This window comes from Paraglaciecola aestuariivivens, from assembly GCF_052983255.1.
This window is the reverse complement of sequence record NZ_JBRKBA010000003.1, coordinates 85,760-103,297: the sequence shown is the minus strand read 5'-3', so window position 1 is coordinate 103,297 and position 17,538 is coordinate 85,760. Positions and strand designations below refer to the sequence as shown.

Sequence of the window (17,538 nt, the reverse complement as noted above, 5' to 3'; positions counted from 1 at the left end):
AATTGGCCTTGTTGGTTATAGTTAATCAAGCAATTTATTACCTTGGTTGTATAAATAATTATCCTGTTCTATCACCTTATTTCTGAGCAAAGAGCTTTGTACGTAACTATCGGCTTGGCTTTCGGTAAGAGGTTTAGCGTAATAATAGCCTTGGGCATGATCACATTTTGCCAACAGTACCATTTCATGATGAGAGGCTGTTTCGACACCTTCTGCTACTGTGGTTAAGTTAAGCTTTTTAGCCAACTGCACTATGGCTTCAAAGACATTTGCGCTATCTGGGTTGTCGGCAATATCTATCACAAAGCTCTGATCAATTTTTAAAATATCTATGGGCAAATTACGTAAAATACTTAACGAAGAATAGCCAGTACCAAAGTCATCCAAGGCTATGCGCACGCCAAGTTTTTTGATGTCATTCAAGGTGGTGATAGCTTGTTTTTCATCTTCCAGTAAAACTGACTCAGTTATTTCAATTTCTAAGTACTTTCCTGAAATCCCATAATCGCTGAGCGCTTTGGAAATAACTAAAACTAAGTTATCCCTATGCAACTGAACCGGTGAGACATTTACCGACAAACGAAAGTCGTTATATCCCATTTCCAACCAATGTTTTACTTTTTGACAAGCCTGCTCCAACAACCAGCGGCCAATTTGCACTATCTGTAAGTTTGCTTCAACTATAGGGATAAACCTATATGGCGAAACAGGGCCTAAATCCGCAGTATGCCATCTCAATAGTGCTTCAAAGCCCTCAACGGCATAGTCACTCATCCTCATTCTTGGTTGAAAGTGCAAGCTGAACTCATTATTTTGTTGCGCATTTCTAAGGGCGGTTTCTAAGGATTGCCTTTCAAAGGCTTGTTTATTCATTTCTTGACTGTAAAACGCAAAACAGTTTTTACCGTTACGTTTGGCTTCGTACATAGCCAAGTCAGCACATTTAAGCAGCTCTTTACTTTCTTGTCCGTCATCTGGGTAAACCGCAATGCCTATACTTACTCCTACTGTCATACGTTCGTCAGCAATCACAAAAGGTGATGAAAGTGACTGAATCACACGGTCAAGAGGCACCTGTAATAAACTTGGTTCGGCAATGCCAGCAATGAGAACAGTAAATTCATCCCCTCCAAGTCTGGCTAAAACTGCGTCTGTTTCTAAGGTTGCATGTTTGTTTTGTAGAACATGATCGTCGATCCTTAAGTTTTGCAATATTCTGTTAGAGGCTTCAATTAGTAGTTGATCACCTACATCATGGCCAAGGGTATCGTTTACATCTTTAAAGTTATCTAAATCTAAAAATGCTAAGGCAAACTTTGTTGATGAACGATTTGCACGTGATATATAACGCTCTAACTCAAGATGCATACTAAATCGGTTGGGCAAGCCAGTTAACTCATCAAAATATGCCAGCTTTTCGATTTTTTCATTGTTCTCCTTAATTTTATCGCGCATTTTGATTATTGAGCCTGACAATTCCCCTAATTCATCTTCTCTTTTAGAAAAGGGCAATGACGAATTCATTCTTCCAAGGGTTATATCTGAAACTAGATTTTTAATGGCATAAATGGGCCTCAACAACAATCTTTGAATATAAAGCAAACTAATCACAAAAATAGACAGCACTATGCCTAGAAAAAACAGTAATAACTTCCAAGCTAATTCGTTGGCTGATTCATTGAATTTTGTGGTGGGCACCATGGCATACAATTTAAAACCATGGGCTAGGGAAACCGAAGAAACGTAGTAAGACTCATTGGTACTGTTTAGCAAATAAAAACCTTCTGAGTCCTCTACCAGACTTAAATACTCATCGGTTTTGCTATCTGCATTAGGATCACTACTAAATAAAATCTTATTATTAGGAGCAGTCACTATCAAAAGGCTGCCCTCTGAAAGCGAAACATTTTGAATAATATTATCTATGTAATCTAGATACAGTGACAAAGTGAGGTAATTTCTTTTCACTACTTGGCCACCAACTGTTGCACTAAATTGTGGACTAAAAGACAACGGAAGCCCTAAGCTGAGTATATATTTCCCTGTATCTGACTCTTCTTCAACAAATAGAATTACTTCATTGTCAGTGGTTTTAGTTAGTAATTGATAGAAGCCCCAATCAGACAAATCAAAAGTTAGATTAGGGTTTTCACGGTTATCTACACTTGAGTCAACTTCACCATTTTCTAATATAAGGCTTATTGAAAAATAATCCGGATAGACGTTTTGATACTCACTAAACTGCCTAATTAAGCTAGGTTGCAACAAGGTGTACCTTTCTTCTCCACGAATAATATAGTCCTGAAGCAACCTAGAACTGCCAAATAGACGAAGATTGGTTTCAGCGGTATTAATTTTTTCATTGACCGCAGGAGCTAAAGATTGTGAGACATCATTTATACTGTTTATCAAAGAAGTCTTGGTGAGATCCGATATTAAGTTGTAGGCAAAACCTCCCAGCACAATCACTGGAATAGTGACTATCAATAATAATGGGCCAAATAACTTTTGGCGTAAATTCATCTATTGGTGCTTACTTGGTGATATTGATAAAAATCGTGTTGTACATACTGGTTGCCCGAGCACTCAATGGCTGTAAAAATTCAGATTTTTCAATCACCTCTTTGGGTGGGTAAATCAATGGGTTGTTAAGATGCTCTGCACTCATAAATTGCTCAGCAGACGCGTTGCAACTCGCTGTTTCTAATGCTTCAGCTAAAAAAGCCGCGCGTTTGGGATCATTTATAAAGTTAATAAATTTAAAGGCTGCTTCTTTATTCTTACTGTTTTCGAATACACCAATAAAATCAGCCCATAATTGGGTGCCTTCTTTTGGCACCACATAATCAATGCTGTCTAAACTCTGTTTTAATACTAAAGCATCCCCATTGTAGCCTAGCGACATATGCACTGAACCTGTTATTAACTCTGAGTTTTCACCCAAATTCACATATCTATACGCCTTAACATAGGGGCGTTGTGACTTTAACAACTTACCGGCTGCGGAAATTTCTTTTGCCGACTCTGTATTTAAGGAATGCCCCTGATAAATAAGTGCAGCCGCCATAGAATCTCTAACATCGTTCACCATGATGATTTTATCTTTTAACGATTCATCTGGTAGTAACAAAGCAGCCCAACTAGTAACGGGTTTTGTGACTAGGTCTTTTCGGTACATTATGCCTAAGGTTCCCCATAGAAAAGGTACAGAATTTGAGCGAATTTTTGGCGAATCTTTCAACCACCTGGGATCGATATGTTTCATATTGGGAAACTGCTCAGGTGGAATATCAGCCAACAGTTTGCCGTAATCCGCGTATTTATTAAAACTGTAACGACTGCCAACAATTAAATCCATGCCCCTACCTTGGGTGGCATATATCAATTCATCTTTAAGATCGTCAGTTTCGTAATACACCTGCCTTACGCGATAACCGGTTTCTTCAAAAAACTCCTCAAGAACGGCTTCGGGCATGTACTCTTCCCAATTATAAAGTACTAATTCTTTTTCGCTGTTAGAGGCCTCTTGTGCAAAAGTAAAAAAGGAAAAGAATAAAGAGATAACTAATATTGCAAGATAAAAGTGCTTCATGGTATTCCTCAGTTTTTTGTAACAGTAAACAACTTTTAACAGCCAAGTCGTTACTCATTAAAAATCAACAAAACAGTTACTGTTAAATGTTAGTCGAATTGTATTCAAATGCCTGAAAGTATTGGTAAATAAATGGTAACTAATAATTGCTAAGAAAATATGAAACTCATATCACTATCAAAGTCATTCTAGCTAAAACCTTTACCCTTTGGTAAATACACTTAATCCATATCTTATGGCAATTGATCTTTACCAATCCCTTCATTACTTAAACTACCTAGAGATAAATAACCGCATTGTTCGCGTGCTGAAGTGATTTGTTTTAAATGAGCACCTTATCAAGCTTAAATGCTTAATCTAATTCCATTAGAGTATTATCTAAGACTTTATTTATTTCTTGTTGAAACGCTGGGGTAAAACTGTTTTTCCCTTCAATCCAGTACAGTCTCATACCAAGGCTACGTGAGAGAATTTTATGAATTTCATGTCGATACGCGAGCCATAATTTGTCTTCTAAGGCATCAATAATGTGTAAGTAGTGCGCCGTTTCCCATTGCCTAAATACGGCATAATTCCAACGGTCCAGTTGAAGCGCTTCCCCATCGCTTAAATCTTCTTTGTTATCGCCCCGAATCAACAGATTTGCGAATTCTGGGTTAGTTGCAATCTGAAAATCAAGGCTTGCCCCTCCGGTTAGATAACTCTGAGCTGAAGCCAGACGCATAGTCTGTGTATTTTGTTGTAACTCAAATATTAGAAAAACAATGCCAACTATAACTCCGATATTTGCAAGTATTGATATTGTTTGACCGATGTCGATGTTCTTCATTGTCTATCTACCAACCAGCTTGATTAATTTAAAAGCTTAAGCGCCACATGTGAATTACACAAGGAGGTCTCGAATAAGGTAAAACCTAAACTTTAATCAAGGTATAGCAAGGATTTGCTTATTGCAGAGGCAGATAACTGCATTCACAATTGCAACAGCTAACTACCTCTATCACTTACATGACTTTGGCTAACTAGTGATTCAAATGAGAATATATCACCCGTAGGGTGTTGTTTAACGAGCGTTGTACTGTGGGCCAGGCAATGGCTATGTTGTCTACTAACCCTTGGCGACAGTCAGCTTCTAAGCGAGTTACTGCATCGGTTAGCGCGTCTGAATTAACTTTATTGGCTATCATAACCAATTTCCTTGCACCAGCTAAGATGGCAGTGACATCATCGTCGCCCACTGCTTTATCTGTTTCTTGAATGGCATTTTGTAGGCTTTGCATGAGATCAGTTAATACTTCTGGCAGTGGCTGGTTAATTTCTTGGCCTTGTAGATAGGTGAGAAGGTCAAACCAAACTTTGGGGTTACTAGGGAATTCAATCTTACTGATTTCAGAGCCCACTTTTGACTCAGACTTGGCTTGTTTTAGTTCTTCTTTGTGCGCGTTTAAAAGCTGACTTTCTTGCTCAGCTAATTTAGCTTGATTAGTGCGCAATTGTTGATTGGCCTGTTGCAATGCCTGCTCTTTATCATCTAATTGGCCTTTACTGTTTTTTAGCTCTTGCTCTAGTTTATTTAATTGCGAGGTTAGTTCGGCATGATTTGAATGCTGATCTGTTAAGCTAGCTTTGCTTTGGCTGTATTCGCTTTGTACGGCTTTTAACTGAGCGGTTAACTCTGCTTGTTTAGCTTCTAAACTTTGAATACTTTTTTCACTGCCAGCTAAATCGGTTTGTTGCGATTTTAGTTGCGCTTGAAGCTTACGCTCTTGATCTTCTTGTTGTTTTAAACGTTGTTGTAAACTTTGGGCGTCTTCACGGGCTTTATCTAATTCATCTTGTAATTGTTGTTCTGTGCTTTTGGTTTCTGTTACCTGAGATTCTGCAATTTGTAATTGCTCTAGGTTGCCTTGTAGTTTTTCTTGCAGCTGACTATTTTGTTGCTCGGCGTCTTTTAAAGCTTGCTGTAGTTGTTGTTTTTGTTGCTCAATTTCTTCATGATGTTTACGCCATTGCTCGTCACTGCCCTCTAACATTTGTTTTTGTTTATTGGCACGATTTTCTACATCAGATAACTCTATAGTGAGTTGTTCGAGCTTTTGTTGTTGCTCAATACGCGCTAATTTTTCAACATCTGCCTGTTGAGTAATATTATTAAGTTTGTCTTGGGTTGATTGTAATTGTTGGCGTTTCGCCTCAACTTCAGACTGCAAGGCTTGTTGTTGGGCTTGCCAGTTTTCATCACGCTCGGCAATTTTTTGTTGCTGTTGATCACTTCGACTTTGCACTTCAGCTAATTCACTTTGTAACTTAGCCAACAGTTGTTGTTGCTGATCTTTTTCTGCTTGGGTTTGCTCTTTGGTTAAATCTAAATTTTCTTGGGTTTCTTTAAGTTGTTGTTGTTTTTGCTGCAACTCTTGTTCTATTTGCTGTTGTTGCTCTACCAGCTTTTGTTCAGTTTTGGCCATATTAGCTTGCTGTTGCTGACTACGCGCCTCTGCTTCAGCTAATTCTGTTTGTAGGCGTTGATATTCTTGTTGCTGTTTCTCTCTGGCTTGTTTTTCTTGTTCTGCAGCTTGTTTACTTTCATTTAGAGCTTTTTGGGTAAGCTGCAATTGCTGTTGTTTTGCTTCTAACTCTTCTTTTAATTGGGCTTGCAAGGCTTGCATGTCGCCCTTTTGCTGATTAGACATTTCTTCGAGCTTGAGTTTTTCGTTTTGTAAATGCTCAACATGGCGCACCTTGGTGGATAACTCAGATTGCGCCACTTTATAGGTTTGCTCTAACTGTCTGCGTTGTTGTTCTGCTTCTTCACTGGCTTTTCGCTGATTAACTAACTGTTGACGCAATTTTTCACTGGTATTGCCTGAGCTAGTGAGTTGAGATTGCAACGAATTAATTTGCCCTGCTACATCCTGCAGTTGTTGATCTTTTTGCTGCATTGAGCTTTTTAAACTGTCGATTTCTGCAGCAAACTCGTCAAGCTGTTGTTGTTTAGTTAACTGTTGTTGTTTAAGTTTTTCGGCGTTTTCTTCACTTTCATCTAGCGCTTGCTGTGCCTCTTTGTATCGCTTTTCACTATTTTGTAAGGCATCTGATATTTGATTGCGCTGAGCCTGTAAACCAGAGACTTTAGCTGTGGTGGCTTCAAGTTGTTCGGCTAAATCAGAATTGTCTTGTTGGGCTTGGCTGAGTTGTTGCCTGTTTTGATTATATTCTTGCTGTAATTGCTGCAAGTTGTCTGTCACGCTTTTGTGAGCTTGTTGTAAGTCAGAAAAGGCGTGTTGTTTTTCACTAAGATCTTGTTTAGCTGCTTGTAATTTCGATTCGGTATCGGCCAAATTACGTGCTTTGCTGGCTAACTGTGCCTGACTATTTGTAAGTTGTTGTTGTTTTTCGGCTGCGGCTTTTTCTGCAGCTAGGCGTGAGTTTATTGCTGCTAATCTTTCTTCATCGGCTTTTTTTAAATCTCTTAAATCTGCCCAAACACATAAAATTGAATCAAACTCTGTGCCTTTATACATAGGCACCAACGTTATATGGCAAGGAATAGTCTGGTTGTTTACCAAATGCTCCCATGCAAAAGACTTTGCTTGACCATCTAGTTTCACTTTATTTACCTGACGCTCTAACTCAGAGCAGCCTTGTTGGTCTAAATTCAACTCTGGCTCAAAGGGATATCGCCCTAATAAATCTTGTTGATTATTTAATTTAAAAAACTTACAAGCAGCTGGATTAAGTTGTGTAAAGCCCTGCTCTGCTAATACCGCCATGGGCATACTGCTGTGTTCTAATAAGCCATCAAACTTATCTTGGTGGTATTGTTCTTTGCTTCTATCCCAAATCCAGCATAGGTATTCTTGTTTTTCTTTATTTAAACAATCTATATGTAATTCACTGGCAAATAACTGTTCGTTTTTACCTTTTAATTTAGCCACAAAGTTACGTAATCTAGCCTCGCTTATTAAGGTTTTACGGGCTTTATTCGCATTTTCAGGATCGTTAAATAACGCATAAAAACCTTGCTGTTTTAGTTCTCTTTCAGATAAGCCTAACCTGTCAGTCATAGCAATATTGGCGCTAACTATGCCACCTTCGGCATCTATTACTGTTACTGCAACAGGGGCAAGATCAATAATACTAGTGAAGTGTTTTTGTGTTTGCGACAACTGCTGTTTTAGTTGTTTTAACTCTGTTAGGTCGTGGATTACCCCCACTAACCCACAACGATTTTTATCTGCATCTAGTACGTAACTAAGCTTAACTTTCACTTGTTTAGTGGTCTCACTGTCTAGATGTAAATCACACTCCTTTTCTTGACCAAATTGCGCCCCTACTAAACTGCCGGCATTTTTTGTATGCATGGCAGTTATTTCATCACTGAATAGTTGCAACCCTTGAATTGATTGACCTTTAAGTTTACTCAGGCGTTGTTTTACTAAAGATTCAAAAGCCGAATTACAATTGACAATCTCTGAGTGGTTATTTAATAAATAGGCGGGTTGCAAATTAGCCGACAGTAAAGCCTGAGTTTGTTGTTGGCTTATATAAAATTGTTGTTCTTGTTGTGCTAGTTCTGCGAGATTTTCCACAAAACAAACTAATTGTCGCCCTTTACCCGCTTGTTCTTGGTATTGGCCAACAATACGCAGGCGTACATAGTGTTGTTCTAACTCTTTTGGCTCACTACCTTGGTTAGTTGAATGTGCAATTTCTGCTGGTAAAAAGTCTGCTATGAATTCTATATTGGGCTGCTCTTGGGCTTGTTTTAATAGTTGCTCCCAATGCATTAATTGAGTTGGTTTGATTCGAGCGTTAAATTGCTTTAATTCTCCACTTAAGGCGTGTTTAATTTGCAAGCTTTCAGCCAAGACAGAATTTAAGCTAAATTGTTTTTTATCTAAATCGATATTCAGCTGACCAATCTGCAACTGCGCTAATGCTTGTTGGTAACTTTCATGCTGCTGAGCAGACTGGTTAATTTTGTGCTGAAAGTTACTCACGTCAGAGATAGACACCACCCAATTTATATCTAACTCAGGGTGGGATTCTTGGCTAAAAGCAAAATGTAAATGGCGTTTACTGGTTTGCATATAACACAAAAAAGGTGTGCTTTGCTCTCCAGTTAACGCTGCATCTACTTGCTCTTGTTGTGACTTTTCTACAATAGTTGTTATCTTTTGCCCTACTAGTTTTTCTTCTTTGCTACCCAGAAAATAAGCCGCCACTCTATTTGCAAAAACAATCTCGCCAGCTTGATTTAAGTGCAACATGCCTACTTTAAAGTTTTTTAATAACTGGGTATTGGTGGCTAGTCCTTGCTTTTGTTTTTCAATTACCCTTTTAGCTTGTCGGCTCTGCAAACTTTGTTTAGTTATCCATATTAATAAGCTAACGACCAATGCAACTAAGGCATAAAAGATAAATTGCTGAGCTTGACTACCTTGCGCCTGTAAAAAATCTAAGCCTTTTTGAGCCAATGCCATACTCGGATAACTTATAAATGTTAAACACACAGATAAGCTTTTTAGGATTAAGCAACTAGCATTTCGCAGAAACGGCTGCACAGACATGTTAGATTTTCCACCAATACAAAAATAAGAGTGCACAGCCTAAAACACTCAAAGACGTTTAAACAGCCAAACAAGTACAACTAAGTATAGAAATTAATACATATATAACACCTTAAATGCCTTAATTTTTGTTGTTTAGGTCTAAGGCTAAAATACTGCTATCTAGTTTGTTGATTAAATTAAGTAAGCTTTGCCTATCATCTTTGGCTAAATCATCAAATAGCTTAGCTTCCCATTCGAGGGCTTTAGGGACAATTTGTTGATATAGCTCGGTGCCTTGTTCACTTAAAGACAAATACACAGTGCGGTTATCTTGCTCTTTAGTTTGTTTGCTAAGCAGACCTTTTTGTTGCAACAACTTGACGGCCCGCGAGACTTTAGATTTATCCATAGCAGTGATCTCGCCAACCTCTTTAGCACAAAGCTTGTGTTGTTGGGCCAATTGCGCCAATACCCGCCACTCAGCAATACTGATATCAAAGCTTTGTTTATAAATTTTTGATAAGCCCTGACTCATTTTATTGGCTAAATTCACTAGTCGATAAGGTACAAATTGATTTAATTCTAATTGTTGAAGATTTTGCGATTGCATATACGCTTTACCAACCTATTTAACGTAAAGATAAAAATACACTGACTTGTCTACTATCCAGCAGTAGGATTACCTTAATATAGTTTCATATGAGAGTATATGCCTAACCTAGCAGTGAGCAAAACCAATGAAAGAACAGACATCACTTTGTTATTTACATGGCTTTAATAACGAGCATGAAACCGAAGCCTTGGCTGGCGCGTTACCTGTTGGTCAGTTTAATCCACAAAAATGTGCCTACGGATTATATGCTGAGCAATTCAGTAGTACGGCTTTTACTGCCCCAAGACACGAAAATCGTCGTACTTGGATGTATAGGATCAACCCTTCTATCAAAATGGGAGATTATTCGCCCATAGATAATGGGCTGATCCAAACTGCGCCTTTGACTATTCCCTGCCCGCCTAATGTCATGCGTTGGGATGCAGAGCCTATTCCTGAACAAGACACAAATTTTATAAGTGGCTTAAAAACAGTAGCCGCTAATGGCGATGCTAAAACCCATACTGGCATGGCAATTCATCTGTATTGTGCCAATAGTCAAATGCACAACCGCTACTTTTGTAATGTAGACGGTGAATTACTCTTTGTTCCGCAGCAAGGTCGCTTGCTTGCAAGCACTGAATTAGGTCGCTTAGAAGTGGGCCCAGGGGAAATATTGGTTATCCCTAGAGGCATTAAGTTTCAAATCGATCCAATAGATGGGCCAATACGCGGCTACATCTGCGAAAATTACGGCGCGCTGTTAACTTTGCCAGAGCGAGGGCCAGTGGGGGCAAATGGCTTTACTAACCAAAGAGATTTTTGCTATCCAGTTGCTTGGTTTGAAGACAAGCAGCAAAAAAGTGAGCTGATAACCAAATTCTGTGGCCAATTGTATCAAGCAGACCTGCAACATAGTCCTTTTGATGTAGTGGCCTGGGTAGGTAACTCTGCACCTTATAAATATGATTTGGCGCGCTTTAACGTAATCAATACTGTGAGCTTTGATCATCCAGATCCCAGTATTTTCACTGTACTGACCTCACCATCTGAAACGCACGGCACCGCAAATATTGATTTTGTTATTTTTCCACCGCGTTGGATGGTGGCAGAGAATACCTTTAGACCCCCTTGGTATCATCGTAATGTGATGAGCGAATTTATGGGCTTAATTGAAGGCACCTACGACGCCAAAGAAAAAGGTTTTGTACCTGGTGGCATGAGTTTACATAATTGCATGACACCTCATGGGCCCGAAGCCGCAGTATTTGAGGCCGCATCAAATGCCGAACTTAAACCACAAAAATACGATAATACTTTAGCTTTTATGTTTGAATCTAAATATGTCATTGCCCCTACAGAGTTTGCGTTAAATAGCCCTACAAAACAGCAGGACTATCTAGGTTGCTGGGGCGATCTTAAAAAACATTTTAATGGGCAGCCCTAATACTTTTGCGATTTACCTTAGGGTTTAAAATCGAATGGATCAGATCAAACTTAAAATTGTAAATAAGCTTGGGCGTATACCAAGCTTAAAATTAAGAAAACACAGAGGAATACTATGTTAAGCATAAATGAAACGCATGATGTCAACTTAAGCAGTTGGGTTGAGTCAGCCAATAATAACAGCGATTTTCCTATCCAAAATTTACCTTTTGCGGTATTTAAACGTAAAGGCAGTAACCAAGCTTACCGTGGATGTGTGGCCATAGGTGACAAGGTAATTGATTTAGCTGAACTAGCTCAATTAAAACTCTTTAGTGGTTTAGCGCAACAAGCGTTAGAAGCCGCCAGTCAAAGCAGCTTAAATGCCCTTATGAACTTAGGCGTAGAAGCAAACTCAGCACTAAGGTTAGCTTTGTCTAAAGCACTTCGTACAGGTGCCGCAGAGCAACAGGCTATGAGCTCAACTTTAGTTGATCAAGATCAAATTGAGTTTGGCATGCCTTGCCATATAGGTGACTACACAGATTTTTACACCTCAATTTACCACGCCACTGCAGTAGGTAAGTTGTTCCGACCTGATAACCCTTTATTACCAAACTACAAATGGATCCCAATTGGTTATCATGGGCGTTCTTCTACTATTGGTATATCTGGACAAAGCTTTCCACGCCCTGTAGGCCAAACCAAGGCACCAGATGCCAGTGAGCCTAGCTTTGGTCCTTGTAAGCGCCTAGATTACGAATTAGAAATGGGTATTTTTGTAGGTAAAAGCACAGAAATTGGTGAAGTAATCAATATTGAAGATGCCGAAAATCATCTATTTGGTGTGTGTATTTTTAATGATTGGTCGGCCCGTGATATTCAAGCTTGGGAATACCAACCTTTAGGTCCGTTTTTAGCAAAAAGCTTTGCCTCAACTATTTCTCCTTGGATAGTTACTATGGAAGCCTTAGCCCCTTATCGTAGTGCATTTACTCGTCCTGAGTCAGATCCTCAACCTATGCCCTATTTAACTAGCGAGCAAAATACTCAGGCAGGTGGACTAGATATTGATCTAAGTTGTTTTATTCAAACTCAAAAAATGAAAGAACAACAACAAGCCGAGGTTCAACTTTCTGAGTCCAATTTTAAGTATTCTTATTGGACACCGGCACAACTGATTACCCATCATGCTAGCAATGGTTGTGCAATGCGCAGTGGTGATTTGTTAGGCTCAGGCACCCAGTCTGGTCCTGCAGGAGAAGAAGCCGGTTCACTATTAGAGTTAAGCAATGGCGGAAAACGGCCAATTAGTTTGCCAAATGGTGAACAGCGTACTTTCTTAGAAGACGGCGATACTATTATTATGCGCGCTTCTTGTAGTAAAGCTGGTGCAGCTAAAATTGGCTTTGGTGAAGTTGTTTCAACCGTGTTACCTGCTAGGGTTTAAGCATGAAACTTTATAGCTACTATCGCTCATCAGCAGCTTATCGAGTAAGGATAGCGTTAAATTTAAAACAAATTTCGCACCAAATCGTACCGGTAAATCTGCTTAAAAAAGCGCATAAGGATGCTGACTATCTAACTAAACAACCGCAGGGGTTAGTCCCCTGCTTAGAACTAGATGACGGCCAGTTTTTAGCCCAGTCTGGGGCTATCTTAGCTTATTTAGATAAGCAGTACCCTGCTAAGCCCTTGTTGCCAAGTGATGTATTTAAAGCGGCTAAAATTCAAAGTTTTGTGGATATCATTGCCTGTGACATTCACCCTATTTGTAATTTACGCATTCTTAACTACCTCACCCAAGAGCTAAAAGTAGACAGCGAGCAAAAGTTAACTTGGTACCGGCACTGGATAATTGAAGGCTTTAACGCTTTAGAGTCTATGTTAACCAGCAATAAGTATTGTTTTGATGATACTTTGACTTTGGCCGATATTTATTTGATCCCTCAGGTATATAACGCCTTAAGGTTTGAAGTGGATATGCAGCCCTTTCCCAAAATACATGCAATTTATCAGCATTGTAATCAACTCGATGCTTTTATACAGGCGCAACCAGAACAGCAAATTGACGCCTTATAATATTAATTAAGCCTACCTAAAGTAGGCTTATTTATTTTAGCCTCTACACTTTTCACTACCACAATATTGCATGCCCGTTATTGTATTCAGTCACATTTTCTTACTAGAAATTCTGAAAATTTTAAAATCAGTATTATTAAAACGGCTGTTGTCTAGGTATGCTAGGTAAAATTGTTAACCAAAGATAGGGTAAAGTTAAAACATGAATTTTAAAAAATTCGCTGTACTAGGCGTGAGTCTAGTTTTGGCATCAGCTGTTCAAGCAGCCTCGGTTTGGAAAGTGTCTGGTAAAGAGCACAGCTTGTATATTGGCGGCACTATTCATGTTCTAACTCCCGATGATTACCCTTTACCTAAAGAATATGATCTGGCCTTTGCACAGGCTGATAAATTGGTTTTTGAAACCGATATCGCTGCCATCAACACCCCCGCCTTTGGACAAAAGATGATGAGTTTAATGATGTTTAACGATGGCACCACAATCAACCAAGTGTTGGATCCGCAAACCTATAAAAATTTGGCCATATATCTGTCATCTAAAAATTTACCTATGCAGGCCTTTGCGTCTCACAAACCCAGTTTATTGGCCATCTCTCTGACCTTTTTAGAGTTACAAGCTCTAGGGTACACCAGTGAAGGGGTAGATAAATTCTATTCTGATAAAGCCCTGCAAGCGGGAAAACCTCAATTTTGGTTAGAAACGCCGGATGAACAATTAAACTTTATTGCTAATCTAGGTAAAGACGACCCTAGCGCCATGATTGATTACACCTTAAAAGATCTACAAAAGATGCCAAATAGTTTTAATGCCTTGCATAACACTTGGTTAAAAGGTGATATGCAGGGAATGGCTGAGGTGGGTATTTTGTCTTTTAAAGCTGACTATCCACAAATATATAAGGACCTTTTGGTTACGCGTAACGAAAATTGGATGCCTAAGATCAAAAACATGCTTAGTGACCAGCCCGTTGAGTTTATTTTAGTGGGAGCATTACATTTGGCAGGGCCAGACAGTGTTTTGACTAAGCTAAAAGCTCAGGGTTATAAGGTTGAAAAACTATAAACTGTAGCCCTTAATTGCATCGAGTTAAGGGACTGTCCTTTTTAAGCTGGTAATGAATTAGCAACTGGCATTTACGCACTTTTTAGACTCATCTTGGCCTTGTTGCTATTCTGTCGGATTGTTAAGCTTGGCCATTAATCAATACACACTATTAGGTATGTTGTTTTATGTTGAACTACTGCGATTCTCCTGATCTTATGCCAATAGACTTGGCACTAAAGGCTATGTTTCAACAAGTGAATAGATTGCAACAAACTGAAGAAGTTGAGCTGGATGACGCCTTAGGTAGAGTATTAGCTAAAGATGTTAAGGCTAACATTCAAGTGCCGCCAGCCGACAATTCAGCTATGGATGGCTTTGCGCTAAATGCCAAACAGGTACAAGCCGGTTCAAACCTTGAACTAATAGGTAGTGCCTTAGCTGGACAGCCATTTACTGGGCAATTAGAGGCTGGGCAATGTGTAAGAATAATGACAGGCGCGGTGATACCAGCTAATGCTAATGCCGTGATAATGCAAGAAAACACTCAGATATCAGACTCTAGCGTCACCCTTACCCAAGATATCAGCCTAGGTGAAAATGTACGTAAAGCGGGTGAAGATATTGAGCTAGATGAGGTAGTAGTTAGCGCAGGAACTAAACTTAATGCAGCCTATTTAGCACTCATCGCATCTGTAGGGGTTAGTGATATTAGCGTGGTAGGCAAGCTAAAAGTGGGGATCATTGCTACTGGCGATGAACTCACCCCTGCCGGCCAACCTCTTAAACCAGGGGCTATTTACGAGAGCAATAGAAGCGCGTTAAAAGCCTTATTAGCTGAGCACCCCGTTGAGTTGTTTGATTTTGGGATCATTGCAGATAACAAACCACAACTTAATCAAGTATTCGAACAAGCAGGCAACTTATGTGATCTTGTGATTTCTTGTGGTGGAGTGTCAGTAGGTGAAGCTGATTATGTAAAAGAAATTTTGGCTACACAAGGTAAAATAGACTTTTGGAAAGTGGCCATTAAACCAGGCAAACCTTTTGCTTTTGGGCAACTAAAACAAGCCGTATTTTGTGGTTTACCCGGTAATCCAGTTTCAACTTTTGTTACCTTTGAGCAACTAGTTAAGCCTTTGATTCAACATTTAACTGGCCAAAGTTATCAGCCTTATTCATACTTTGTGGCCAAAACCGCAACTAAGATTAAAAAGCGTCCCGGAAGAGCAGACTTTCAACGTGGACTTTACTATAGGGATGAATCAGGTCAATTATGGGTTTCACCCAAAGGAAAACAAGGCTCAGGCATTATGAGCTCTGTTGCCCATGCAAATTGCTACATAGTACTTGAACTAGATAGTGCTGACATTGCAGCTGGCAGCCTAGTAAAAATTCAACCTTTCAAAGAATAAAAACACATAGAGACATAGAGTGGCATTTAAACAAGAATTAAAAACCATAGTGCACTTAGCATGGCCATTACTTATTGCCCAGATCACCCAAATCTTAATGGGTGTTTCAGATACCATTATGGCGGGGCGGTATTCAGCCACAGATATGGCAGCCGTGGCCATTGGCTTTGGTTTTACCTTACCCATAATAGTATTTATTCAAGGCATTACATTGGCTCTGCCCCCTATTCTATCGCGCTTTAATGGGGCTAAATCTACCGCTAAAGTTGGCAACTATACGCAGCAAATGGCTTACCTAGCCTTGATATTTTCATTATTCGCCTTGGCTTTTGGTTTTGTATTTGAACCCTTATTGCAATATATAGAAATGGCTGACGATTTGCGGGCCATTACCATTGATTATATTCGTTTTATTTTATATTCAATGCCAGCCTTTGCCCTCTATCAAGTATTGAGAAACTATTGCGAAGGGTTGTCTATTACTAAACCTAGTATGATCATTATGGTGATAGGTTTATTGGTGAATATTCCTGCTAATTACATGCTCATTTATGGCAAATTTGGCCTACCCGAAATGGGCGGCGCAGGTTGCGGCATTGCCACTGCCGCGGTGTTTGTGGCTATGTGTGTTGCCACTTGGTTATACACCTTAAAATCTAAAAAGCTGGCGGTGTTTAATTTGTATCATAGCTTTAATCGCCCTAATTACGCAGACATGATGGAATGCTTAATGTTAGGTTTTCCCATCGCCATGACCATCTTATTTGAAGTAACCTTATTTGCTGCCGTTGCTATCTTACTTGCGCCTTTTGGTGCAGTAGTAGTGGCATCGCATCAAGTAGCTTTAAACTTTTCGGCGCTTATGTTTATGATCCCGTTAAGTATTGGTATGGCAACCAGCATTCGAGTCGGCTTTTTATTGGGTGAAAATAATCCGCAACAAGCCAAAATTGCTACCCACTGCGCCTTTGTTTTAGGCATTAGCATAGCGCTGTTTACTGCCACCTTAACTATTTTTGCCAGAGTGCCCATCAGTGAGTTATACAGCATAGATCCTCTTGTTATAGAATTAGCCTCTAGTTTGTTGTGGTTAGCTGCTATGTTTCAGTTCTCAGATGCCATACAAGTGATTTCTGGCACCGCGCTGCGTGGCTACAAAGACACAGCTGCAATGTTTTATTTAAGCTTTTTATCTTATTGGGGAGTGGGCCTAACTATAGGTTGCATATTGGGGTTAACCGATTGGATAGTGCCGAAAATGGCGGCAGCCGGTTTTTGGATTGGCTTTATTTGTGGGCTCAGTACCGCTGCTGTTACTCTGGGGCTACGCTTAAAGTACATACAAAACAAACATATACGTCAGGCATTAGCCAACTAACCCATTTGATTCGAGCTTAGGCTGTAGTTTTATTCTTGGCAAAATGCCTGATTAAGGGTAGCAATGATCAATTTTACCTCTGGGCTACTTAAAGAATAAAAAATGGTTTGTGCATCGCGTCTGGTTTTTACTAGGTTATCACGCCTTAAAACACTTAGATGTTGAGATAAAGTAGACTGAGGGATATTGATCTTTGCATTTAACTCAGACACAGACATTTCTTTGTTATTTAAGGTACATAGGATCAACAGCCTATGTTTATTTGCCATAGCCTTTAATAGCTCGGCGGCTTGTTCGGCATTTGCCTGCATGTCTGAAAGCTGCATTAGGGTAACTTTAGGTAAGAATGGTTAAAGTTGAATATATTACCAAGCCTAAAACCTAAGACCAAACCTTTCGGCTGAATAGCCTCAATCAGCCCTAGATTTAGCTGCACTTTGCCCTTTAGTGAAATTCTTAG

General features: G+C 39.5%; 12 protein-coding genes. 6 read left to right on the top strand and 6 right to left on the bottom strand.

Annotated elements, in window-relative coordinates; genetic code table 11:
* Positions 1-21: 21 nt before the first annotated feature.
* The 5 genes from ACVCDT_RS05530 to ACVCDT_RS05510 all read right to left on the bottom strand — a co-directional run bounded on the left by ACVCDT_RS05530 (position 22) and on the right by ACVCDT_RS05510 (position 9,754).
* Entirely contained in the window at positions 22-2,523 is a 2,502-nt protein-coding gene (locus ACVCDT_RS05530; RefSeq protein WP_447131769.1) for an EAL domain-containing protein, read from the bottom strand.
* 10 nt (positions 2,524-2,533) lie between these two features.
* Positions 2,534-3,592 carry an ABC transporter substrate-binding protein gene (locus ACVCDT_RS05525; protein ID WP_447131768.1) on the bottom strand — a complete coding sequence of 353 codons (1,059 nt, stop codon included), beginning with the start codon at positions 3,590-3,592 and terminating at the stop codon, positions 2,534-2,536.
* Between the two features lie 352 nt (positions 3,593-3,944).
* A complete protein-coding gene (locus ACVCDT_RS05520) occupies positions 3,945-4,421 on the bottom strand; it encodes a hypothetical protein (protein WP_447131767.1) in 477 nt (158 codons plus the stop codon).
* 193 nt (positions 4,422-4,614) lie between these two features.
* The gene (locus ACVCDT_RS05515) at positions 4,615-9,075 is read right to left on the bottom strand and encodes a PAS domain-containing protein (RefSeq protein WP_447131766.1); all 4,461 of its coding nucleotides are present in this window, start codon (positions 9,073-9,075) and stop codon (positions 4,615-4,617) included.
* 208 nt (positions 9,076-9,283) lie between these two features.
* The gene (locus ACVCDT_RS05510) at positions 9,284-9,754 is read right to left on the bottom strand and encodes a MarR family winged helix-turn-helix transcriptional regulator (RefSeq protein WP_447131765.1); all 471 of its coding nucleotides are present in this window, start codon (positions 9,752-9,754) and stop codon (positions 9,284-9,286) included.
* Positions 9,755-9,881: 127 nt separating this feature from the next.
* On the opposite strand from ACVCDT_RS05510, the gene hmgA reads away from it, so the two are divergent.
* From hmgA to ACVCDT_RS05480, 6 genes are all read left to right on the top strand, one after another.
* Positions 9,882-11,183 carry a homogentisate 1,2-dioxygenase gene (gene hmgA, locus ACVCDT_RS05505; RefSeq protein WP_447131764.1) on the top strand — a complete coding sequence of 434 codons (1,302 nt, stop codon included), beginning with the start codon at positions 9,882-9,884 and terminating at the stop codon, positions 11,181-11,183.
* Positions 11,184-11,297: 114 nt separating this feature from the next.
* Entirely contained in the window at positions 11,298-12,611 is a 1,314-nt protein-coding gene (gene fahA / locus ACVCDT_RS05500; RefSeq protein WP_447131763.1) for a fumarylacetoacetase, read from the top strand.
* Positions 12,612-12,613: 2 nt separating this feature from the next.
* The gene (gene maiA / locus ACVCDT_RS05495) at positions 12,614-13,243 is read left to right on the top strand and encodes a maleylacetoacetate isomerase (protein ID WP_447131762.1); all 630 of its coding nucleotides are present in this window, start codon (positions 12,614-12,616) and stop codon (positions 13,241-13,243) included.
* A gap of 202 nt (positions 13,244-13,445) precedes the next feature.
* The gene (locus ACVCDT_RS05490; protein WP_447131761.1) at positions 13,446-14,306 is read left to right on the top strand and encodes a TraB/GumN family protein; all 861 of its coding nucleotides are present in this window, start codon (positions 13,446-13,448) and stop codon (positions 14,304-14,306) included.
* 167 nt (positions 14,307-14,473) lie between these two features.
* The gene (gene moeA / locus ACVCDT_RS05485; RefSeq protein ID WP_447131760.1) at positions 14,474-15,700 is read left to right on the top strand and encodes a molybdopterin molybdotransferase MoeA; all 1,227 of its coding nucleotides are present in this window, start codon (positions 14,474-14,476) and stop codon (positions 15,698-15,700) included.
* A 19-nt stretch (positions 15,701-15,719) separates the two neighbouring features.
* On the top strand, positions 15,720-17,078 hold the full coding sequence (locus tag ACVCDT_RS05480; RefSeq protein WP_447131759.1) for an MATE family efflux transporter: 1,359 nt from the start codon (positions 15,720-15,722) through the stop codon (positions 17,076-17,078).
* Between the two features lie 29 nt (positions 17,079-17,107).
* On the opposite strand, the gene ACVCDT_RS05475 is transcribed toward ACVCDT_RS05480, so the two are convergent.
* A complete protein-coding gene (locus tag ACVCDT_RS05475; protein WP_447131758.1) occupies positions 17,108-17,404 on the bottom strand; it encodes an ArsR/SmtB family transcription factor in 297 nt (98 codons plus the stop codon).
* Between the last annotated feature and the right edge of the window lie 134 nt (positions 17,405-17,538).